General features: G+C 68.7%; 20 protein-coding genes. 13 read left to right on the top strand and 7 right to left on the bottom strand.

Annotated features, from left to right (window positions below; translation table 11 throughout):
* Window positions 1-36: 36 nt before the first annotated feature.
* Complete coding sequence (locus ACFQEY_RS09365) at window positions 37-591, bottom strand: DoxX family protein (RefSeq protein ID WP_379767663.1); 555 nt, start codon at window positions 589-591, stop codon at window positions 37-39.
* 306 nt (window positions 592-897) lie between these two features.
* On the opposite strand from ACFQEY_RS09365, the gene ACFQEY_RS09360 reads away from it, so the two are divergent.
* Window positions 898-1,323 (top strand): DUF5790 family protein, encoded by a 426-nt coding sequence (locus tag ACFQEY_RS09360; RefSeq protein WP_379767660.1) that lies wholly within the window; start codon window positions 898-900, stop codon window positions 1,321-1,323.
* Between the two features lie 11 nt (window positions 1,324-1,334).
* Here ACFQEY_RS09360 and ACFQEY_RS09355 read toward each other — a convergent pair whose 3' ends face one another.
* Window positions 1,335-2,096: a creatininase family protein gene (locus ACFQEY_RS09355; protein ID WP_379767657.1), complete on the bottom strand. Its 762-nt coding sequence runs from the start codon at window positions 2,094-2,096 to the stop codon at window positions 1,335-1,337.
* 301 nt (window positions 2,097-2,397) lie between these two features.
* Between ACFQEY_RS09355 and ACFQEY_RS09350 the strand changes: the two genes are divergently transcribed.
* A complete protein-coding gene (locus ACFQEY_RS09350) occupies window positions 2,398-2,760 on the top strand; it encodes a DUF5789 family protein (RefSeq protein ID WP_379767654.1) in 363 nt (120 codons plus the stop codon).
* Between the two features lie 27 nt (window positions 2,761-2,787).
* Here ACFQEY_RS09350 and ACFQEY_RS09345 read toward each other — a convergent pair whose 3' ends face one another.
* Complete coding sequence (locus ACFQEY_RS09345) at window positions 2,788-4,734, bottom strand: ABC transporter ATP-binding protein (protein WP_379767651.1); 1,947 nt, start codon at window positions 4,732-4,734, stop codon at window positions 2,788-2,790.
* A 63-nt stretch (window positions 4,735-4,797) separates the two neighbouring features.
* Window positions 4,798-5,166 (bottom strand): DUF7538 family protein, encoded by a 369-nt coding sequence (locus ACFQEY_RS09340; RefSeq protein WP_379767648.1) that lies wholly within the window; start codon window positions 5,164-5,166, stop codon window positions 4,798-4,800.
* Window positions 5,167-5,293: 127 nt separating this feature from the next.
* Between ACFQEY_RS09340 and rnz the strand changes: the two genes are divergently transcribed.
* From rnz to ACFQEY_RS09320, 4 genes are all read left to right on the top strand, one after another.
* Window positions 5,294-6,226 (top strand): ribonuclease Z, encoded by a 933-nt coding sequence (rnz, locus tag ACFQEY_RS09335; protein WP_379767645.1) that lies wholly within the window; start codon window positions 5,294-5,296, stop codon window positions 6,224-6,226.
* A 112-nt stretch (window positions 6,227-6,338) separates the two neighbouring features.
* Entirely contained in the window at window positions 6,339-6,872 is a 534-nt protein-coding gene (locus ACFQEY_RS09330; protein ID WP_379767642.1) for a hypothetical protein, read from the top strand.
* Window positions 6,873-6,950: 78 nt separating this feature from the next.
* On the top strand, window positions 6,951-7,382 hold the full coding sequence (locus ACFQEY_RS09325; RefSeq protein ID WP_379767639.1) for an HIT family protein: 432 nt from the start codon (window positions 6,951-6,953) through the stop codon (window positions 7,380-7,382).
* Between the two features lie 159 nt (window positions 7,383-7,541).
* On the top strand, window positions 7,542-8,360 hold the full coding sequence (locus tag ACFQEY_RS09320; protein WP_379767636.1) for a P-loop NTPase family protein: 819 nt from the start codon (window positions 7,542-7,544) through the stop codon (window positions 8,358-8,360).
* 98 nt (window positions 8,361-8,458) lie between these two features.
* On the opposite strand, the gene ACFQEY_RS09315 is transcribed toward ACFQEY_RS09320, so the two are convergent.
* The gene (locus ACFQEY_RS09315) at window positions 8,459-9,004 is read right to left on the bottom strand and encodes a DUF7858 family protein (RefSeq protein WP_379767633.1); all 546 of its coding nucleotides are present in this window, start codon (window positions 9,002-9,004) and stop codon (window positions 8,459-8,461) included.
* A gap of 163 nt (window positions 9,005-9,167) precedes the next feature.
* On the opposite strand from ACFQEY_RS09315, the gene ACFQEY_RS09310 reads away from it, so the two are divergent.
* Window positions 9,168-10,181 (top strand): transcription initiation factor IIB, encoded by a 1,014-nt coding sequence (locus ACFQEY_RS09310; protein WP_379767630.1) that lies wholly within the window; start codon window positions 9,168-9,170, stop codon window positions 10,179-10,181.
* A 607-nt stretch (window positions 10,182-10,788) separates the two neighbouring features.
* On the opposite strand, the gene ACFQEY_RS09305 is transcribed toward ACFQEY_RS09310, so the two are convergent.
* Window positions 10,789-11,634, bottom strand: a complete 846-nt coding sequence (locus tag ACFQEY_RS09305; protein ID WP_379767628.1) for an HFX_2341 family transcriptional regulator domain-containing protein — start codon at window positions 11,632-11,634, stop codon at window positions 10,789-10,791.
* A gap of 122 nt (window positions 11,635-11,756) precedes the next feature.
* On the opposite strand from ACFQEY_RS09305, the gene ACFQEY_RS09300 reads away from it, so the two are divergent.
* Complete coding sequence (locus ACFQEY_RS09300) at window positions 11,757-13,394, top strand: GTPBP1 family GTP-binding protein (RefSeq protein WP_379767626.1); 1,638 nt, start codon at window positions 11,757-11,759, stop codon at window positions 13,392-13,394.
* Between the two features lie 69 nt (window positions 13,395-13,463).
* On the opposite strand, the gene ACFQEY_RS09295 is transcribed toward ACFQEY_RS09300, so the two are convergent.
* Window positions 13,464-13,808: a dihydroneopterin aldolase family protein gene (locus ACFQEY_RS09295; protein WP_379767624.1), complete on the bottom strand. Its 345-nt coding sequence runs from the start codon at window positions 13,806-13,808 to the stop codon at window positions 13,464-13,466.
* 142 nt (window positions 13,809-13,950) lie between these two features.
* Between ACFQEY_RS09295 and ACFQEY_RS09290 the strand changes: the two genes are divergently transcribed.
* The 5 genes from ACFQEY_RS09290 (at window position 13,951) to ACFQEY_RS09270 (ending at window position 20,597) form a co-directional block, all read left to right on the top strand.
* Window positions 13,951-15,297: an amidohydrolase gene (locus ACFQEY_RS09290; protein ID WP_379767623.1), complete on the top strand. Its 1,347-nt coding sequence runs from the start codon at window positions 13,951-13,953 to the stop codon at window positions 15,295-15,297.
* 917 nt (window positions 15,298-16,214) lie between these two features.
* Complete coding sequence (locus tag ACFQEY_RS09285; RefSeq protein WP_379767621.1) at window positions 16,215-17,309, top strand: hypothetical protein; 1,095 nt, start codon at window positions 16,215-16,217, stop codon at window positions 17,307-17,309.
* A 140-nt stretch (window positions 17,310-17,449) separates the two neighbouring features.
* A complete protein-coding gene (locus ACFQEY_RS09280; RefSeq protein ID WP_379767618.1) occupies window positions 17,450-18,739 on the top strand; it encodes an adenosylhomocysteinase in 1,290 nt (429 codons plus the stop codon).
* Window positions 18,740-19,201: 462 nt separating this feature from the next.
* Window positions 19,202-19,936: an endonuclease NucS gene (gene nucS / locus ACFQEY_RS09275; protein WP_379767615.1), complete on the top strand. Its 735-nt coding sequence runs from the start codon at window positions 19,202-19,204 to the stop codon at window positions 19,934-19,936.
* Between the two features lie 130 nt (window positions 19,937-20,066).
* Window positions 20,067-20,597 (top strand): 50S ribosomal protein L16, encoded by a 531-nt coding sequence (locus ACFQEY_RS09270; RefSeq protein ID WP_379767612.1) that lies wholly within the window; start codon window positions 20,067-20,069, stop codon window positions 20,595-20,597.
* Window positions 20,598-20,639 lie beyond the last annotated feature (42 nt).

The following is a 20,639-nucleotide window of genomic DNA, read 5'->3' as shown; positions in this document are numbered from 1 at the left end:
ACGAGTGCTCGACTCGATGAAAGCGGACGGGCTCTCTCAGCCGAGGAAGTACCGAGTCCAGGGGTACCGCTGGACGAGCGGTTGCCCGCCGACCTCGTATTCCTCGACGTACGCGTCGAGGCCGAGAATCCGCCCGGCCCCGAACGCGGCGACCGAGAGGAACACGAGCATGTACGCGAAGTCGCCGTTGATGTAGCCGTGCGAGATGTCCCAGTTGCCGAGGTAGAACAGGAGCATCATGAACGCGCCCCAGAACGCGGCGAGCCGCGTGAGGAGCCCGACGATCACGCCGAGTCCGATGAAGATCTCTCCCCACGGCACCGCGACGTTCACGAACTCGACGAACCACGCGCTCTCTCCCATCGCGGCGAACAGGCCGGCCGCCGGACTCCCGTTCGCGGCCGGCGCGTTCTGGAGGTACCCGACCGCGCTGAACTCTCCGCTGAGGACCTTATCGAGGCCGCTCTGGAAGAACGCAAGTCCGATCATCAACCGGAGCGCGAGGATGAACCAGACGCTGAGCGTGTGCAGTTTCCCTTCGACCGAGACGCCGCCGATCGTGCTTCGCAGCGAGACTTCCTGTGATGACATACGAGCAACAACACTCGCAGAGCTGATAAAAGAACAGGGAGATTCTCAGGGGTCAAATACGGATTCTGAATAGTTGGAGCCGCTGTCAGTCGGTTAGAGCGCGTATCGGGCTCAGCGTCGAGCCGTGACGAATGCCGCGACGAACCGGAGTTGAACGCCGCGACGAACTAGGACTAGCCCGACGACGAACCGGAGCGGAACTGAACGTCCGTCCGCGGCGAACCGGAGCCGTGACACCGCGGTGAGTCGGGTTTCACTTTCGCTTTCGGGCGGGTTTTTAAAAGGCGGCGGGACGACGTATCGGGTATGAGCCAGTCCACGTTCGACGACGACGACCTGTTCGGCGAGGCGGCCGCGGAGACCCGCGCGGAGGTCGAAGAGCACCTTGCGGCCGCCCGCGCAGAGCTTCCCGATCCGGACGCGGTCTGGGAGACGGACGCGGACAACGTGCTCGGCGCGCTCAACGGGCTGAAGTCCGCGCTCGACGCCGGCGACGCGATGGACAGCGTGCGGTCGGCGAAGAAGGCGTACGTGCTGGGCGAGCGCGCTGACGCCTTCGAGGACGCCGACGATTTAAAAGCGGAGATTGAGGAACTGGAGTCGCTCGTCGGCGACATCGAATCCGCCGCCGAGGCGGTCGCCTCGCTCACCGGCACCGTGCCCGCGATCCGCGGCGCACTCCAGGACGCGGCGGAGGAGGGCGACGGCGGGAGCGAGGAAGACGAGGAGTAGCGACGCCGCAGCTACCGCGTTTCCCGCTCGACGACGGCCGACGCGAGGTCGACGAGTGCGCCGCTCGCGAGGGCGAGCAGCTCATCGCCGCGCGCCGCGTCGCCGGCGGTCGGATCGCCGACAACGCCGTTGTCGGTGAACTCGTCGGAGTCGTGCGCGAGGTTCACCCCCGAAACCCACTCGCCCCACCGATCCGCGCTCCCCTCGGCGGCGGCCGCGACGCGGTCCTCTCGGACGAGGCCGGGGTTCGTCGCGCGCAGCAGCGCCGTCTCCAGCGGGCCGGCGTGGCCCATGTCGTCCGCGTGCCCGCCGACCGCTTCGAACCAGGTGAACGCGACCGCGTAGCCGTCGTGGGCGTCGTCCCTCGAGAACCGGCGGGCGACCTCGGCGAGCGCCTCCACGTTGCCGCCGTGTCCGTTGACGAACACGATCCGGTCGATCCCGTGCGCCGGAAGCGATTCGGCGGCCTCGCGGACGTACGCCCGGAAGACGTCCGGTGAGACCCACATCGTCCCGTCGAACGCGCGGTGCTCCTCCGCGACGCCGACGGGGATCGGCGGGGCGACGGCGACATCGCCGGACGCGGCGGTGTCGCCCCCGGCGGCCGCCGGCTCGTAGGCTGTCGCGCCCGCCTCCGCGACCGCGACCGCGTCGAGCGTGTCCGTGCCGAGCGGCGCGTGGGGGCCGTGCTGTTCGGTGCTGCCGACGGGGACGAACGCGACGTCGACGTCGGCGTCCCGCACGTCGGTCCAGGTGGCGTCCGCGAGTCGCATACCTGGTCGTCGACCGGACGGACCGTATAGCCGACGGTCTGAGCGGAACCGGACGGAGCCGGACGAGTTCGGACGGAGCCGGGCGAGATCGGACGGAACCGGGCGAGATCGGACGGAACCGGGCGAGATCGGACGGAGCCGGGCGAGATCGGACGGAACCGGGCGAGATCGGACGGAACCGGGCGAGATCGGACGGAGCCGGGCGAGATTGGACGGAGCCGGGCGAGATCGGGTAGTGGCGAGCGGGAGGCGCTGGGGCCACAGTCGGGAGAATTAATTCCCCGCCCGCCGATCTGGTACCATGGGGAATGAGACCGAGGAGCACGCGCGGGCGTACGGGGTGACGTTCGGCCCGCTGAAACGGGCGCTCAGAGAGCACCAGTATCCGGTGTCGGTCGGGGAGCTCGTCGAGCAGTACGGTGGATTCGAGCTGGAGACCGCGGCGGGAAGCGAGCGGCTGGAGTCCGCGCTCCAGCGCTCCGAGGAGTCGACGTTCGCCGAGCCGTGGGAGGTCCGCGACGCGATCCTCGACGGACTCGACGACGAGGCGGTTGTCGGGTATCGCTCGGACGCGGGGGACGAGGGCGGAAGGGACCGGGACGGAGGAAACGAGACGGTCGACGCGGCGGGCGATTGGAGTCAGCTGTCGGAAGCAGAAAACTAGGACTCGGTCGTCGTCGCCCTCCGGATCTCAGTCGTCGTCGCTCTCGGCGTCCTCGATAAGCCGCGCGGTCCGCTCCTGTGCCCGGTCGATGAACTCCTGTGGCAGCTCTTCGATTTCGCCCGCCTGCACGCCCCAGAGATGCGCGTACAGCCCCCCGTTGTCGAGCAGCTTCCCGTGGGTGCCGCGTTCGACGACCTCGCCGCCCTCCAACACGAGAATCGTGTCGGCGTCCTTGATCGTGGAGAGGCGGTGCGCGATGGCGAACGTCGTCCGGTCGGCGGTGAGCCGGTCGAGCGAGCGCTGGATCAGCATCTCCGTCTCGGTGTCGACGTCGGAGGTCGCCTCGTCGAGGATCAGGATGTCGGGGTCCTTGAGCACCGCCCGTGCGATGGTGATCCGCTGACGCTGGCCGCCGGAGAGCTTCACGCCGCGCTCGCCGACCATCGTGTCGTAGCCGTCGGGGAGGTTCTCGATGAACTCGTGCGCCTCGGCCGCCTCCGCGGCCTCGCGCACCGCCTCGTCGTCCGCGTCGAACGTGCCGTAGGCGATGTTTTCGCGGACGGTACCGTAAAAGAGGTACGACGACTGGCCGACGTAGCCGATCGACTGCCGGAGCGATTTGAGCGTCACGTCGCGAACGTCCTGTCCGTCGATCCGGATCGCTCCCTCGTCGACGTCGTACATCCGGAGGAGGAGCTTGAGGACCGTCGACTTGCCCGCGCCCGTGGGACCGACCAGCGCGAGCGTCTCGCCGCCGTCGACTGCGAAGTCGACGTCCTCGACGATGGTCTCCTCGTCGTAGCCGAACGAGACGTGATCGTACTCGACCTCGCCGTCGTCGACGACCAGCTCCTCGGCGTCCGGATCCTCGGCGAGCCGCGAGGGCTCGTCCATCAGCCCGAAGATCCGCGCGGAGGAGGCGCGGGCGCGCTGATACATGTTGATGATCTGTCCGAACTGCGCCATCGGCCAGATGAAACGCTGCGTGTAGAGGATGAAGACGACGAACATTCCGATGGAGAGGTCGCCGGTGAACGGCCCGGGCGGGGCCTCTTGAAACACCCAAAGCCCACCGACCACGAACGTGCACACGAACCCGATTCCCGCGAGCACGCGGAGCGCCGGGAAGAACGTGATCCGGGTCCGGATCGCGTCCCAGTTGGCGTCGAAGTAGTCCATCGAGACGTCGTCGACGCGGTCGGACTCGTACGGCTCGGTGTTCGACGACTTGATAACCTGGATGCCGCCGAGGTTGTTCTCCAGCCGGGAGTTCATCGTTCCGACCGACGAGCGCACCGCGGCGTACTTCGGCTGGATGGCCCGGATGAACAGGTACGTGAACCCGGCGATGACGGGGACCGGAAGCAGCGCGACCAGGGCGAGCTGCCAGTTGATCCACACCAGTAGGACGCCGATCCCGACCACCATCACGGACAGCCGGAACAGGGAGTTCATCCCGTCGTTTAAGAATCGTTCGAGCCGATTCACGTCGTTCGAGAGGATGGACATCATCTCCCCCGTCTGCTTGTCGGAGAAGAACTCCATGTTCAGCCGCTGCATCTTGTCGTAGGTGTCGGTGCGGACGTCGTGCTGGATGTGCTGGGCGAAGGCGTTGAACCCCCAGTTACGGACCCAGTGGAACCCGGCACCGAAGACGAACGCGCCGCCGATGACGAAAACGGTGAACCAGAACTGCTCGGTCTGTCCGGTCGGGAGCCACGCGTCGGGGAGCACGACGAGCGGGATCTGTTCGCTGAAGGTCGCGTCCTCGTAGAACACCGCGTCGATGGCGATCCCGAGCATGAGCGGAGGAAGGAGATCGAGGAGGCGCGCGAAGACGCTGGCGAGAATACCGACGGAGACCTGCGGGATGTAGTCGCGGCCGTACGCGAGGAACAGCCGTTTCATCGGATTCTCGACCTGCTCACGCTGCTCCTCGAACGGATCGTCTTCGTCCCACTCGGCGCTACTCATCACCGAGACTACCGGGTCCCCGGGGAAGTGCGTTTCCTTCGGATCGATCTGGACGGAAGGGCGTCAAACGCTTTTCCGCTCGATTTCGGGGTCGACGCCCGCGGCGTCGAGGTCCTCGCGGATCCGTCGGCGGAGCGGATCGGGAATCTCGTCGCGAGGGATCGGCGCGGCGGTGCCCGTGTGGTTCTTCTCGTCGACGTCGGCGTCGGCGTCGGCATTGGCGGGAGCGTCGGCGTTGGCGGGAGCGTCGGTGTCGCTCGCACCACCGCTCGCGTCGGACCGAGACGGCACCCGCCAGTAGAGGACGCGGCCGGCGGCGGCGTAGAACTCGATCGCGACTCTGTCGCCGCCGCCGTCGTAGTGGACGCGCGCGGCGGCCCCCTCGGCGCGCCATCCCTCCTGATCGACGAGCGCGGCGATCGACTCGTACATGGTTGATCTCGGGGGCGCGAACACATGTCGGCTTCGACCGGCGGCCGCCTCCGTGAACCCCTCGACCGACGCCCCGCGGACAGCGGTGCCTCGAAAGGAGTTTATCGCCGCCGGTCGCAGGACCGGTATGTCCCTTCGCGTCACCTTCCTCGGGACGGGCGGTGCCGTCCCGACAACCGAGCGCGCGCCGAGCGCACTGTTCGTCAACCGCGAGGGCGACCGCCTCCTCTTCGACTGCGGCGAGGGCACCCAGCGCGGCATGATGCGGTACGGCACCGGATTCGGCATCGACCACCTGTTCGTCTCGCACCTCCACGGCGATCACGTCCTCGGAATCCCCGGACTGATTCAGACGCTGGGCTTCAACGACCGGGCGGAGCCGCTGACGATCCACTGCCCGCCGGGAACCGACGGCGATCTCCGTGACCTCGTGCACGCGGTCGGGCACGACCCCGCGTTCCGCGTCCGGATCGAGCCCGTCGCCCCCGGCGAGGTCGCGCTCGACGCCGACGGCTACGAAGTCCGCGCCTTCGAGACGGAGCACCGGACCCGCTCGCAGGGGTATGTTCTCGACGAAGACGACCGTCCTGGGCGGTTCGACCGCCCGAAGGCGGAAGAGCTCGGCGTCCCCGTCGGTCCGAAGTTCGGCCGCCTTCACTCGGGAGAGCCCGTCGAGGCCGAGGACGGGACCGTCGTCGAGCCCGATCGGGTCGTCGGCCCGCCACGACCCGGCCGAACGTTCGCCTACACCGCCGACACGCGCCCGCGAGAGGGCACCGTCGAGGCCGCCGCCGACGCCGACCTTCTCGTCCACGACGCCACCTTCGCCGACGACATGGCCGACCGCGCGCGAGACACCGCCCACTCGACCGGCCGAGAGGCGGGATCGATTGCAGCCCGCGCGAACGCGAAACGGCTCGCGCTCGTCCACATCTCCTCGCGATACGCGGGCGACGCGTCGCCGATCGTCCGCGAGGCTCGGGAGGCGTTCGACGGGGACTGCCTCCTCCCGGACGACGGCGACCTGATCGAGGTGCCGTTCCCGGACGACGACGACTGAGCGAAAGACACCGAGTTGCGAGATCCATTCACGGGAAGATGTGTTTTTCAGGCGCTTGAGAGCACCCAACGAGGGTTTTTGCGTATCGATCTCCTAGCGATCGCGTACGCCAATGCCCGCCTCACAGAGGACCCAAACCGAAACCGAGGGCGATCCCGACGCGACTGATCGGCTCGGCTTGGCTCGGGAGCGCTTCGATCGGATCGACCGCGAGATAGCGCGGCAAATGAGCCGGTTCGGGATCCCCGCCCTTCGCGTTGCGCTCGGGATCGTGTTCGTTTGGTTCGGCGGACTGAAGGTGGTGGGCGGGAGCCCGGCCGCGGAGCTCGTCGCCGCGACGGTGTACGTGGTGCCCGCCGAGCTGTTCGTCCCAATTTTGGGCGTCTGGGAGGTGCTCATCGGGTTGTGTCTGCTGTACCGGCCGCTCATCAGGGTCGGGATCCTGCTCTTGTTCCTCCAGATGCCCGGTACCTTCCTGCCGGTCCTGCTCCTCCCGGAGGTCGTGTTCGTCACGTTCCCGCACGAGCTGACCGTGGAGGGACAGTACATCATCAAGAATCTCGTAATCATCGGAGCCGCGCTCGTCGTCGGCGGGACCGTCCGAGAAGACACCGATGAGGCCGCCCACGAAGACGCCGGCGAGTAGCCGACCCGAGCCGAACCGCGCGGACGGCGGTCCGCGCCCCGGGAAACCTTGATGAGTCGCCGCCACGACCCCTCGCGTATGTCCGACGACTGCATCTTCTGTTCGATCGTCGACGGCGACATCCCGGCTCGGACTGTCCACGAGACCGACGACGTGCTGGCCTTCCTCGACGCGAACCCGCTCGCGCCGGGGCATGCTCTCGTCATTCCCAAGACGCACGCCGAGCGCCTCGGCGACCTCGACCCCGACCTCGCGGGTGCGGTGTTCGACGCGGTCGCGGCGATCGCGCCCGAGATCGAGGCCGCCGTCGACGCCGACGGCGCGAACGTCGGGATCAACGACGGCGAGGCAGCCGGACAGGAGGTTCCGCACGTTCACGTCCACGTCGTCCCGCGGTTCGACGGCGACGGCGGCGCGCCGATCCACGCGGTCGCCGGGAAGCGGCCCGACCTCTCTGAGGAGGAGCTGGACGCCATCGCTACCGACGTGACGGCCGCGATCGGCCGCTGAGCGAACGGCGGGTGCCGACGACAGCCGTCCCTCACTCGTCATCTCACCCCCCGATTCGTCATCTCACCCCCCGATTCGTCATCTCACCCCCACTCCTCACCCTCTCCGTCGCCGTCGCGGTTCGCGGCGCTTAAGAACCGAACGGCGAGAGGCGGATCCATGCACACCACCACGCTCGCGCTCGTCGGTGCGGCCGGCGGCGCGGGGACGACTCGGACCGCCGTCGAGCTGGCGGCGATGGGCGCGCGCGGCGGCCAGAACGTGGCCGTCGTCGACGCCGCGTTCACGACGCAGGGGCTCTCCGAGTACGCGACCGGTCGGATCGGCACCGATCTCACCGCACTGATCACCGACGAGACCGAGGTGTCGCTGTCGGCGGCGACGTACCCGCTCGACGGCGGCGGCGATGAGCGCCCCGAACACCGCGGCGGTTCGCCCGGGCGCGTCGACTCGCCCGGCCGGGCCGACGCGATCCCCGCTCGTGCTCCGTTCGAACGGGTGGCTCGGGCGAAGACGGCCGAGGCGGCCCGGAAGCTAGAGCGCCGAATCGGCGAAGCGGCGACCGCGTACGATGCCGTGATCGTCGACGCGGCTCCCGCGGGATCCAACGAGGCGGTCGCCGCGGTCACCGCCGCCGACCGCGTGGAGACGGTGCGCCCGGCGACGGCGCACGGTCGCGACGCGCTCCAGCGGCTCCGCGGGCGGATCGCGGACGTCGGCGGGACCGTGGACGGGTCGATCGCGGTGCGTGCGGGGATCGGATCGGGTACGGAAACCGACGGAGACGCGGAGATCGAAGACGCCGACACCGTCCTCCCGGCTATCGATCCCGCAATCGCGGCCGCGCCGACGGCGACGACTGCGACCGGGGAGTACGCGCGAGCTATCGCGGACGCGTACGAGCGAGCGTTCGACACGTCGCTCGGGATCGAGTTCGAGGATCCCGGACTGATCGATCGGCTGAAACCCTCGAACTGAGATCGCGTCGCGGCCGATCCATCAGAAATCGACGGAGCGTCGGATCAGCGGAGCCCGTTTGGAACGTCGGATCAACGGAGCCCGTTTGGAACGTCGGATCAACGGACTTCGTCCGGATTGCCGAGCGCGCCGGAGAGCACGCCGTCGTCTCCGCGGTTCGCCCCTCCTCCCCCACCGAGGCCGTCGCCCAGCGGGGCGGATCCCGCGAGGTGCGCGTCGACCGCGTCGGCGACCACCGGGACCGGGTCGTGCGTCTCGACGTACGTCGCCAGCGCGAAGTCCGGCTCGTCGCCGCCGGCGAGGGAAACCGCCTCGCTGCGGGCGATCCGTCCGTCCAGCCAGTCGCGGACGACGCCGCGGCGGCTCGGCGCGAGCGGGCAGACCCCGGAGACGCCGCAGCGATGGAGCGCCTTCGCCCCGGTCATCGGGGTGACCCCGGCCTCGCGGGCGGCCTCGCCCACGCTCCGTCCGGCGGTGTAGGCGTCGACGAGCGTTGCGGTCGCGGCCGGCGTGCACGGGAGGTCGTCGCCGTGCTCGGACAGTCGATCGACGAGCGGCGTCTCCGTGTCGTCCGCGACGGCGACCCCGCGGTCGCGCTGGCTCGCGGTCACTTCGAGGCCGTCCGCGATCTCCGACAGCGTCATGCACACAGCTGTGCCGGTCGCGGTGTTAAAACCACCGTACTGCGCCGTGATAGCGATCCCGATTACCGACCGATAACCGGTCGGTTCGACTGCGCCGATTGGGACGAAACACCGCCGATCGGCCCGGGTTTAAGTAAGGCATCGGGCCCGAGTACGATGTGTGATGAGTCAGGCACGCTCGACCCGCGTCCGTTCGCACCGCACCGAGACGACAGATAGCGCCGAGGAGACGACCGCCGCCAACGACGAGGAGGCGAAAACCGCTGCCGGCCACGATGACGAGGTGACGACCGCCGCCACCGACGAGGAGGCGACGGCGGTCGCCGTCGACGAGTGCCCCGAGTGCGGGGGGCGGACCCGCGTCGACGCCGCCGAACGCGTCTGTACAGATTGCGGGCTCGTGGTCGAGGCCGACCGGATCGACCACGGCCCGGAGTGGCGGTCGTTCGCGGACGACGACACGAACCCGAAGCGCACCGGCGCGCCGCTGACCCGTTCCCGGCACGACCGCGGGCTCTCGACCGAGATCGGTCGGTCGACGCGCGTGAAGGGTCGGAAGCGTCGGCGACTCGCGCGGATGCGGACTCAGCACAACCGCGCGCGGATCTCGACGAAGCGCGACCGCAACAAGGTGTACGCCTACACCGAGATCCGGCGGCTGACCGGCGCGCTCGAACTGCCGACCAGCGTCCGCGACACCGCCTGCACGCTCTTCGACTCCGCGCAGGACGAGAGCCTGCTCCGCGGCCGCTCGCTGGAGGGCTTTTCGGCCGCCTGCGTCTACGTCGCCTGCCGCACCGCCGACGTGGCCCGGACCGTCGGCGAGATCTGCGACGCGGCGAAGGCGACGAAGGATGAACACCGCGCCGCCTTCGACGCGATGAACCGCGAACTCGGGCTCCCGATCGGCCCGACCGGCCCCGCCGAGTACCTCCCGCGGTTCGCGAGCGACCTCGACGTCGGGGCCGCCGTCGAGCGACGCGCGGGCGAACTCGCCGAGCGCGCCGTCACGGAGGGGATTGCGAACGGCCGCAACCCGGTCGGCGTCGCCGCCGCCTGCCTGTACACCGCCGCCCGCGAGTGCGACGGGGACTGCACCCAAAAGGAGGCCGCCGACGTCGCCGACGTGACGCCGGTGACGGTCCGCCGGACGTACGTCGACCTGACCGACGAGTGAGCGGCGAACTCGATCCGACGGAGCGGACGGACGAACGCCGATAGAAGAAGCGAACGCGAAACAGCGAGCCACGATCGCGAATATAAACGAATACGACGGCAGTGACAACTACTTATAACGGACAGAGCGGTCGGCGACGAGGCTGGGGAGGCGTGAGGCTGCTGTTGCTGGGCGGCGGTGCGGGGTCTTGGAGGTGTACCCGTGTAGCCAACTGCTTAGAAACGAGCGGCTTGCCGTCGGAAGGTCAGTATCGGGAAAAACGACGGTAAGAACCGCCGTCCGTGACGCTCCGAACGGCCGCGAACGCGTCAGCGGGGACCGCTGCGAAGGCCGCAGCGAGCCGACGGTCGAACCGGTGGGGAGGGCGGAGCGGTGGGGAGGGCAGAGGGAACCGCGACCGCCCGGGCGTCACGCACTTGAATCGAGGCCCGGTTGAACATTCTACGTTAGCCGTCGACAGTCCGGATAAACCGTACAATCCGCGCACGGCGGACGAACCGCGACGGACGTGTCGGCCGAGCGTCCATCCCGCCAGCACGCTCACACCCTCAGCACGCTCACCCAATCAACACGCTCGCCGCGCCCGTCCCACACTCGAACGAACTCACTATCCGCCGAGTTTGTGCTGGAACGCGAAGTAGACGCGTCGGCCGGTCTCCGTGAGCCGGACGGTATCGGACCGACCCACATCTTCCAGTTCGATGTATCCGCGGTCGCGCAGTGGCGAGAGCACGTGCGTCTCCAGTGCGCGGTACTTCGCGGTACGGCTCTCACCGGCCTCGCGCAGGAACGCGAGGTCGCCCTCGCGGGCCCACTCGATCAGGTTCCATTTGTCCGTCGCCAGGTGGTCGCCGGCTCTCTCGTGGAGCCGGCCGAGCACCGCGACCTGGTCGGTCGTCGGCGCGTCCATCGGATACAGCGGGAGGTCGACCGTCTCCACGACGCCGGCGGTGAGTGGCGTCTCGTCCACGTCGTGTTGGTGAGTCTCGGGCTCGACGCTGTAGGGTCGCGCGCCGACGATCATGCACGCGATGGCGACGCCGACCGCCGCGATCCGCGGGCCGGTCGAGACGTTGGCGAACAGCCGGTCACCGTCGGACTCGCCGGCCCGGTGGCGGGCGGCGATCGTCGTCGTCACGCCGAGTACGTCGTACACGTCCGCGAGTTCGACGGGAAGCGCGCGCACGGCGGCGAACTCGGCGGCGTCCGCCCACGCGTCGCGCTGGTAGTCGGTGAGGCGGTCGACGTCGACGCGGGTGTCCGCCGGGTCGGTCGCGCTCGCCGCCTCGAAGTCGACAGCGCCGCGGTCGGCGGCGCGGTCGGGGGCGTCAGCCAGCAGGTACACCACGTCCGCGCCGTGACGACGGAGCGGCTCGACGATTCGGTCGTGCTCGTGGCCGAGCGGCGCGACATGGACGCGCCGTTCGGCGACGCGGGGGACCGTTGTGTCCATATCCCCGTTCCCCACGGCGCTCGGTTAAAAGGTACGTCGAGCGGCATCGGTTCGAACGAGTGCGTCACGTGCGGACGGATCGCACGAAAACCGTTAAGCCCGGCTGTCGCCTACGAGCGCCCATGAGCGCTGACCGGTCCGCGTTACGGCGGGCCATCGAGCGCGGTGAACGGGACGGCGGCGCGATCGAGTTCAAAGAGCGGTTGACTCGCGAGGTCCACCTCGCCGACGGCCGGCGGGAATCGCTCGTGGCCCAGCTCCGGCATCGCGTGCTCTCCGGCGACGGAGAGGCGACTTACGTCGTCGGCGTCACCGACGACGGCGGGCTGGCGGGCGTCGATCCCGAGACCTTCTCCGAGACGATGGACGTGCTCTCGCTGCTCGCCGACGAGGCCGACGCCCACATCGCCGACGTGGAGACGTGGAGCGCGGGATCTGCCGGTAACGGTGGTGCCGACGGGCTCGTCGGGCTCGCCACCCTCCGCGACGGCGGGATGTTCGAGACCGACGACGAGCACCTCGTGGTCGGGACGGCGGGTCACGTCGACCACGGGAAGTCGACGCTCGTCGGAACGCTCGTCACGGGGCGAGCGGACGACGGACAGGGCGGAACGCGCGGGTTCCTCGACGTGCAGCCCCACGAGGTCGAGCGGGGACTCTCCGCGGACCTCTCGTACGCGGTCTACGGGTTCGACGACGACGCCGATGCCGACGGACCGATACGGATGGACAACCCCCACCGGAAGTCCGACCGCGCCCGGATCGTCGAGGAGGCCGACCGACTGGTCTCGTTCGTCGACACGGTGGGCCACGAGCCGTGGCTCCGGACGACGATCCGCGGGCTCGTGGGCCAGAAGCTCGACTACGGGCTGCTCGTCGTCGCGGCCGACGACGGCCCGACGAAGACGACGCGCGAGCACCTCGGCATCCTGCTGGCGACGGAGCTTCCCACCATCGTCGCGATCACGAAGGCGGACGCCGTGAGCGACGAGCGCCTCGCCGCGGCCGAACGCGAGGTCGAGTCGATGCTCCGAGACGCGGGACAGACTCCGCTCCTCGTCGACCGGCACGGGATCGACGCAGCGGTCGCGGAGATCGGCGACGGCGTCGTCCCCCTGCTGTCGACGAGCGCGGTGACGAAAGCGGGAGTCGAGGCGCTCGACAGGCTCTTCGAGACGCTCCCGAAGCGGGCGACCCCCGAGCGCGCGGAGTTCCGGATGTACGTCGACCGCAGCTACAAGGTGACGGGCGTCGGCGCGGTCGCGTCCGGAACCGTCAACTCCGGGACCGTCGAGGCCGGCGACGAACTCCTCCTCGGGCCGATGGCCGACGGCTCGTTCCGGGAGGTGGAGGTGCGCTCGATCGAGATGCACTACCACCGGGTCGACAAGGCGAAGGCCGGGCGAATCGTTGGGATCGCGCTCAAGGGCGTCGACGAAGTTGAGATCGAACGCGGGATGGCGCTCGTACCGCGCGCGAGCGACCCGGAACCGGTCCGCGAGTTCGAGGCGGAGGCGATGGTACTCAACCACCCGACGCGGATACAGGAGGGGTACGAACCGGTCGTGCACGTCGAGACCGTCTCGGAGGCGGCCGTCTTCTCCCCCGAGGGCGGTCAGCTCCTCCCCGGCGACACCGGGCGGACGCGGGTCCGGTTCAAGTTCCGTCCGTACCTGATCGAGGAGGGCCAGCGGTTCGTCTTCCGCGAGGGATCGAGCAAGGGCGTCGGGACGATCCGGGACGTGAGTTCGGGAAAGTGAGTCGATAGCGGCTGGTCGGTCGACGGCAACTGTTCGGACAACCGCGATCGTTCAGACGACGACGATAGCTCAGTCGTCGACCACCTCGACGAGCTCCATCAGCGGGTAGCCGTCGACCATCGACATCCGGGTGCGGACGCGGACGCCCTCGTAGTCGATCCGCATCTCGACGTCCATCAGCGAGCCCGTGAGCTCCGTGTAGCCGTTGTCGTGATCGATCGCGTCGGCGACGCGATCGTCGCGGATCGCGACGGTCACCGACTCGCAGAACGGCTGGTTCTCGATCGCCTCCGCCATCGCGGCCTCCAGGCTTCGGGTGCTCGACGGGCTGACCGGCGTCCCCGCGAACTGGTGGTACAGCGAGCCGAACTTGATCCCGGCCTCGAAACACGCCTGCTGGGCGTCGGTTGCCATGGGTGAACTCCGGCGGCGGCGGGGAAAGAACGTTCGGGGACAGTCCGCATCGGCGGCCTCACAGGACGTGCGGGCAATGGCGGCCGCCTCTTCGCCGACGCCGAACGGAAGGCGTTAGGTCCGGCGGCCGAAATCGGGGGGTATGAACGCGCTTCGCGTGACGGGCGGACGGGTGCTCCGCCCGGACGGCCGCGTGACCGAGTCGGACGTGACGATCGACCGCGACGCGGGGACGATACTCGCGGTCGGCGAGGAGACGGCCGATGGTGGGGAGACGGCCGGTAGTGGGGAGACCGCTGCCGGTGAGAGAACGGCCGCCGAAGAGACCCTCGACGCCGACGGCGGGCTCGTGATCCCCGGACTCGTGAACGCGCACACGCACGTCGCGATGACGCTGCTGCGCGGGTACGCCGATGACAAACCGCTCGATCCGTGGCTGCGAGAAGACATCTGGCCGGCCGAGGCGGCGCTCACGCCGGACGACGTCGAGGCCGGAGCCGAGCTCGGCGCGCTGGAGATGATCCGATCGGGGACGACCGCGTTCGCGGACATGTACTTCGCGATGGACCGCGTCGCCGACGTGGTCGAGCGCGCGGGACTGCGCGCGCGACTCGGGCACGGCGTCGTGACGGTCGGGAAGGACGAAGGCGACGCGCGCGCGGACGTCGAGGAGAGCCTCGCCGTCGCCAGCGAACTGGACGGCGCGGCGGACGGCCGGATTCGAACCGCCTTCATGCCTCACTCGATGACCACAGTCGGCGAGGAGTACCTACGCGAGGGCGTCGCCGAGGCTCGCGAGGCGGGCGTCCCGATCCACCTCCACGCGAACGAGACGACCGACGAGGTCGATCCGATCGTGGACGAACGCGGCGAGCGACCGATCGCGTACGCCGCCGATGTCGGCGCGCTCGGTTCGGACGACTTCTTCGCGCACGGTGTCCACCTCGACGGTTCGGAGATCGACCGGCTCGCCGGGGCAGGCACCGCGGTCGTCCACTGTCCGGCCTCGAACATGAAACTCGCCAGCGGGATGGCCCCCGTCCAGCGGCTCCGCGACGCGGGCGTGACGGTCGCGCTCGGCACCGACGGGGCGGCCTCGAACAACGATCTCGATGTGTTCGACGAGATGCGTGACGCCGCGATGCTCGGCAAGCTCGCCGCGGACGACGCCGCCGCGGTCCCCGCCGAAGCGGTCGTGGAGATGGCGACGGCCGGCGGCGCGGACGCCCTCGGACTCCCGGGCGGTCGAATCGAACCGGGCGCGGCCGCCGACCTCGCCGTCGTCGACCTCGACGCGCCGCACCTCACGCCGGTCCATGACCCGGTCTCGCACCTCGCGTACGCGGCCCGCGGCAGCGACGTACGCCACACCGTGTGCGACGGCGAGGTGCTCATGCGCGACCGCGAGGTGCTGACGCTCGACGCGGACGCGGTTCAGGAGCGGGCCGCCACGGCCGCAAGCGATCTCGTCGATCGGGTCGGCGAGTAGCAATACCGTGGGTGTAGGTATTGCAGACCGCCGCCAACGATTGGTATATAAAAGGAGTGAGCGGGGGCGGCGATGACTGCCTATAAATGAACGTGGCGGTGGCGTCGCCGGCGCTCCGCGCCGGCTTCAAGCGAGAGCTTCGCTCTCGCCCTGCGCCTCCGAGCGACCGAATGGTCGCGAGTAGGGAGGGACCGAAGGTCCCTCTGACAGCCGGCGGCGAAGCCGCCGGCGAGAGCCCGCGAGGGACGCCGCGAGCGCCTTTTAAAGGCGCGAAGCGGCGAGGCTGGGGAGGCGTGAGGTGCGGTTGCGGTGCTGTGCTGTGCGGGGTGGGGCTCAAAGGGGCAGTCGCCGGCGGCTCTGCCGCCGGCTGCCAGAGGCGCTCCGCGCCTCGCTGCCGCGAGGGCGAAGCACGGCGCAGTAAGCAGGGAGGGACCGGAGGTCCCTCTTGAAGCCGGACGTAGTCCGGCGACACCGCAGCGAGTGAGCGAAGCGAGCGAGCGAGGCGCGCAACAAGCCGCGCGAGTCCTCGCGGCTGGGGCTTTGTAAGTGTTCACCGCACCGTCAATCACTTATAAGCAATCACCGCTAGAGATACAGCACTCTACCGCGCCAGCAACGAGATATAAACAGCCGCCGGCAACACCACTCTGTCACGTATAAACAACCACTCCTCCGAATTGACATACCTACTCCTGATCTGACTCACGGTCACGGACCGATCGAAATTGAGCCGCGTCCGAACCGCGGACCGGCCCCATCCGAACGCGAATCGACGTCAATTCGGGTCGATCGACGACCCGATCCCACTGAATCACCGAATCGCTGAGACAGCGCCGTTAACCCGAATACAATCCGGTTTAAACGGGCTTAACGGAGTTTCCTTTTTATAGGGTACCGGCGACACGGCCCGAGTGGACATGAGAGAACGCACGATTGGCCTGCTGTTGGTCGTGGTCGTCGCGCTCGGCGCGATGACCGGCGTCGCGGCCGCCGAGGGCGACCTCGGCGTGACCGTCGACGACGCGGACGGGGAACCGACGGTCACGGTGACCGAGAACGACACCGCGGTCGAGAACGCGACGGTGAACGTGAGCGTCGTCGACGAGACGAACGAGTCGTACGCGGGGACCGGCGAGTACGAGACCGACACGAACGGCACCGTCGGGCTGCCCGCCGCCGAGGAGGACGTGACGGTCGAGGTGACCGCCGCGTCCGAGAACCGGACCGCGTCAACGACCGTCGATCTCGAAGCGCCGGTCGAACTCGCCGTCGACGTGGAGAACGCCGACGGGGAGCCGGTCGTCACGGTGACTGACGACGACGACGCTGTCGAGAACGCCTCGGTGAACGTGACGACGGCCGACGACCAGAACGTCACGTACGTCGGCGAGGGCGACTACGAGACCGACGCGAACGGGACGGTGACGCTCGACGCCGCCGAGGAGAACGTCACGGTCGACGTCATCGCGACGTTCGAGAACGAATCCGTCTCGACGACCGCGGACCTGACCGCCGGTGACGGCGAGGACGGGGCGGCCGAAGAGCGGCCGTTCGGTCAGTTGGTGCAAGACTTCGTCGACCGCATCAGCGACCGCGAGGGCGGCATCGGCACCGCTGTCTCGGATTTCGTGACGGAGAACAACCCGGGGAACGCCCCGGACCACGCGGGGAACCCCGGCGGCCCGAACGACGCGGCCGGTAACGCGAGCGACGGCGACAGCGACGCGAGTAACGCGAGCAACGCGAGCGAGGGCCCCGGCAACGCGCCGGACAACGCAGGGAGCGGAAACGGCGGCGAGCAGGGTCCGCCGGACCACGCGGGCAACGATAACGAGAGCGACGACGGCCAGGGACCCCCGGACCACGCGGGTAACGGAGACGGAAACGTCGATGACGACGCCGATGAGGCTGACGAAGACGACGAGGACGACGCTGACGGCGGCGGGAGCGCCGCCAACGGTCAAGGAAACAGCAACGGTGCCGGCAACGGTAACGGCGGCGGCCCGCCGTAGCTGACGGGACGATGAACCCGAGAGGTTGCGTCCGCCGAACGGCGAGAGTGTCCTCTCCCACGGACCGCCGACGCGGTGGTCTTTTTTTGCGATCGTCCGCTGTCGGCAGGGTTTAGTGCGGCGTGAGCGAATCGGGAGACATGAGCGAAACCGCGTACTCGCCGGTGTCAAAGCATCTCTCGGACCTCGAAGCGGCCCGAGAAGAGGGACGCCGGAAGATGGACTGGGCGCTCCAGCACATGCCGATCCTGAACGCGCTCCGCGAGGAGTTCGAATCGGAACAACCGCTCGACGGCGAGACGATCGCGATGGCGATGCACGTCGAGGCGAAGACGGCGAACCTCGTCGAGCTGCTCGCCGACGGCGGTGCCGAGGTCGCGATCACCGGCTGTAACCCCCTCTCGACGCACGACGACGTGTCGGCCGCGCTCGACACCCACGAGTCGATCACTTCCTATGCGGTGCGCGGCGTCGACGACGAGGAGTACTACGACGCGATGCACGCCTGTCTCGCCCACGAGCCCACCATCACCGTCGACGACGGGATGGACATGGTCAAGCTCGCCCACGAGGAGTATCCCGAGCTGATCGACTCCATCGTCGGCGGCGCGGAGGAAACGACCACCGGAGTTCACCGCCTGCGCGCGATGGACGCCGACGGCGAGCTCCACTACCCGGTCTTCGCCGTGAACGACACGCCGATGAAACAGCTGTTCGACAACGTCCACGGGACGGGCGAGTCGTCGCTCGCGACCATCGCGATGACGACGAACCTCTCGTGGGCCGGCAAGAACGTCGTCGTCGGCGGATTCGGCCAGTGCGGGAAGGGCGTCGCCAAGAAGGCCTCGGGACAGAACGCGAACGTCATCGTCTGCGAGGTCGACCCCCGCAAGGCGCTCGAAGCGCACATGGAGGGGTACGAGGTGCTGCCGATGATCGAGGCCGCGAAGAAGGGCGACGTCTTCATCACGACGACGGGCAACCGCGACGTGATCACCCGCGAGCACTTCGAGCAGATGCCGGACGGCGTGCTTCTCGCCAACGCCGGGCACTTCGACGTCGAAGTGAACCTCGAGGATCTCGACGATTTGGCCGTCGACCGCTTCGAGGCCCGGGACGGCGTCGAAGGCTTCGAAATGGCCGACGGCCGCGTTCTGAACGTGCTCGCGGAGGGCCGACTCGTCAACCTCGCCGCGCCCATCTCGCTCGGCCATCCCGTCGAGGTGATGGACCAGAGCTTCGGCGTGCAGGCGGTCGTCGTCCGCGAACTCGCGGAGAACGGGGAGCGCTACGAACCCGGCGTCCACGACGTCCCCGACGAGCTCGACCGCGAGGTTGCCGAGATCAAACTCGCCGCGGAGGGCGTCGAACACGACGCCCTCTCCGCCGAGCAGCGCGAGTACATGGACAGCTGGGAGCACGGGACATAGGACGGTAGCGATATTTATAACGGATAACGCGGTGGCGCGCCTCCGAGCGGCCGGTAGGCCGCGAGTAGGGAGGGACCGAAGGTCCCTCTGACAGCCGGCGGCGAAGCCGCCGGCGAGAGCCCGCGAGGGACGCCACGAGGCGACTGACGAGGCTGGGGAGGCGTGAGGTGCGGGTGCGGTGCTGTGCGGGTGGGACTCAAAGGGGCAGTCGCGAGGACGAAGACGCGTGATGTAAGGACCGCAGGAACGAGCGAAGCGAGCGACGAGGACCGCAGCGAGCACATCGGGCCCTCGCGGTGGGGCTTTGGAGGTGTTCGCCACGCCAGCAACGATTGATAAGTAGTCAACGGAAGCGTCGAACTCTTACAGCACCTCACCGGCGATACCGGCGACGGACACCCGATCACTCTCACCGACCTCTCCCTCGCGCCCTTTTTGAGCCGCAACCACGTACGAGTAGTAGTGACAGTCACGAGCGTCCACGACCCGAGCCACCGCGAAGCCCTCTGGGAGTTGGAGGACGCCTTCGATCGCGGCGACCTGATAAGCATCTTCGGGCGTTGTACGATCGTCTACGAGGGACGCGCTGCCACGGACCTCGGCACCGGAGACCGGCTGCTCGTGTTGAAACCCGACGGCGCGGCGCTCGTCCACACCGACGAGGGACACCGGCCAGTCAACTGGCAACCGCCGGGGTCTGAGCACCGCGCCGCGGTCCGTGAGGGCCGGCTCCGCGTGCGCTCCACCCGAAACAACCCCGACGAGACCCTGACTGTCCGCTTTTCCGACGTGCACCGGCTCACCGCGATGGCCGTGACGGGCGGTCGCGACCTCACCCTCCACGGGAGCGAGGAGGACCTCCGGACTCGGATCCTCGAACAGCCCGAACTCGTCGAGCCCGGGTTCGAACCGACGGCGACGGAGCGCCCCTCCAGCGCCGGGCCGATGGACGTGTTCGGCGTCGACGCCGACGGCAACCCGGTCGTCGTCGAGCTGAAACGGCGGCGAGTCGGCCCCGATGCGGTCGGTCAGCTCGCGCGGTACGTTCGGGCGCTCCGCGAGGAGCTGGGAGCCGAAGAGCGCGATCGCACCGTCCGCGGCGTCCTCGTCGCGCCCTCGATCACCGACCGGGCCGCGGAGCGCCTCTCGGACCGAGGGTTCGACCACGTCGCGCTCGAACCGACGGCCGAAGAGTGACTCCGAGGGCGACGCCGAGAGCGACACCGAAATCGACACAGAGGGGTCCGGAGTTGCCGTCGAACCGCCGCCGACGCCGTGGTATCGAAGGGTTTATCGCCGCAGCGGAGGCTACATCGGACAAGTAGCCATGTCTGACAAACCCGCCTCTATGTATCGGACGATCGACAAGCCGTCGTACACCCGCCGCGAATACATCACGGGCATTCCGGGGTCGAAGATCGCCCAGCACAACATGGGCGATCTGTCCGCGGAGCCGGACGATTACCCCGTCCAGATCAGCCTCCGCGTCGAGGAGGAGCTCCAGATCCGCCACGGCTCGTTGGAGAGCTCCCGGCTCTCGGCCAACCGTCACCTCATCAAGGAGCTCGGCGAGGGCAACTACAAGATGACCCTCCGTAAGTTCCCCCACCAGGTCATTCGGGAGAACAAGCAGGCGACCGGCGCGGGCGCAGACCGCGTCTCCGACGGGATGCGCCAGGCGTTCGGCAAGCCGGTCGGGACCGCCGCGCGGCTCAACAAAGACGACATCGTCTTCACCGCCTACTGCAACGCCGACCAGGCACCCGTCGTGAAGGAAGCGTTCCGCCGCGCGTACAACAAACTCTCGCCCCCGTGTCGGATCACGGTCGATCGCGGCGAGAAACTCCTCGTCTCGTAGACGACCGACCGAATCCTTTCGAGGCGCGGTTCTCGCTCCCTC

It is taken from the genome of Halorubrum trueperi, from assembly GCF_042662525.1.
Classification (GTDB): Archaea; Halobacteriota; Halobacteria; order Halobacteriales; family Haloferacaceae; genus Halorubrum; species Halorubrum trueperi.
Note: the sequence above shows the minus strand (reverse complement) of the source record. Positions and strands in the feature narration are given on the sequence as shown.

Coding starts and splice junctions, on each gene's coding strand:
- ACFQEY_RS09365 (WP_379767663.1), bottom strand. CDS start 591: ATGTCATCACAGGAAGTCTCGCTGCGAAGCACGATCGGCGGCGTCTCG.
- ACFQEY_RS09360 (WP_379767660.1), top strand. CDS start 898: ATGAGCCAGTCCACGTTCGACGACGACGACCTGTTCGGCGAGGCGGCC.
- ACFQEY_RS09355 (WP_379767657.1), bottom strand. CDS start 2,096: ATGCGACTCGCGGACGCCACCTGGACCGACGTGCGGGACGCCGACGTC.
- ACFQEY_RS09350 (WP_379767654.1), top strand. CDS start 2,398: ATGGGGAATGAGACCGAGGAGCACGCGCGGGCGTACGGGGTGACGTTC.
- ACFQEY_RS09345 (WP_379767651.1), bottom strand. CDS start 4,734: ATGAGTAGCGCCGAGTGGGACGAAGACGATCCGTTCGAGGAGCAGCGT.
- ACFQEY_RS09340 (WP_379767648.1), bottom strand. CDS start 5,166: ATGTACGAGTCGATCGCCGCGCTCGTCGATCAGGAGGGATGGCGCGCC.
- rnz (WP_379767645.1), top strand. CDS start 5,294: ATGTCCCTTCGCGTCACCTTCCTCGGGACGGGCGGTGCCGTCCCGACA.
- ACFQEY_RS09330 (WP_379767642.1), top strand. CDS start 6,339: ATGCCCGCCTCACAGAGGACCCAAACCGAAACCGAGGGCGATCCCGAC.
- ACFQEY_RS09325 (WP_379767639.1), top strand. CDS start 6,951: ATGTCCGACGACTGCATCTTCTGTTCGATCGTCGACGGCGACATCCCG.
- ACFQEY_RS09320 (WP_379767636.1), top strand. CDS start 7,542: ATGCACACCACCACGCTCGCGCTCGTCGGTGCGGCCGGCGGCGCGGGG.
- ACFQEY_RS09315 (WP_379767633.1), bottom strand. CDS start 9,004: ATGACGCTGTCGGAGATCGCGGACGGCCTCGAAGTGACCGCGAGCCAG.
- ACFQEY_RS09310 (WP_379767630.1), top strand. CDS start 9,168: ATGAGTCAGGCACGCTCGACCCGCGTCCGTTCGCACCGCACCGAGACG.
- ACFQEY_RS09305 (WP_379767628.1), bottom strand. CDS start 11,634: ATGGACACAACGGTCCCCCGCGTCGCCGAACGGCGCGTCCATGTCGCG.
- ACFQEY_RS09300 (WP_379767626.1), top strand. CDS start 11,757: ATGAGCGCTGACCGGTCCGCGTTACGGCGGGCCATCGAGCGCGGTGAA.
- ACFQEY_RS09295 (WP_379767624.1), bottom strand. CDS start 13,808: ATGGCAACCGACGCCCAGCAGGCGTGTTTCGAGGCCGGGATCAAGTTC.
- ACFQEY_RS09290 (WP_379767623.1), top strand. CDS start 13,951: ATGAACGCGCTTCGCGTGACGGGCGGACGGGTGCTCCGCCCGGACGGC.
- ACFQEY_RS09285 (WP_379767621.1), top strand. CDS start 16,215: ATGAGAGAACGCACGATTGGCCTGCTGTTGGTCGTGGTCGTCGCGCTC.
- ACFQEY_RS09280 (WP_379767618.1), top strand. CDS start 17,450: ATGAGCGAAACCGCGTACTCGCCGGTGTCAAAGCATCTCTCGGACCTC.
- ACFQEY_RS09270 (WP_379767612.1), top strand. CDS start 20,067: ATGTCTGACAAACCCGCCTCTATGTATCGGACGATCGACAAGCCGTCG.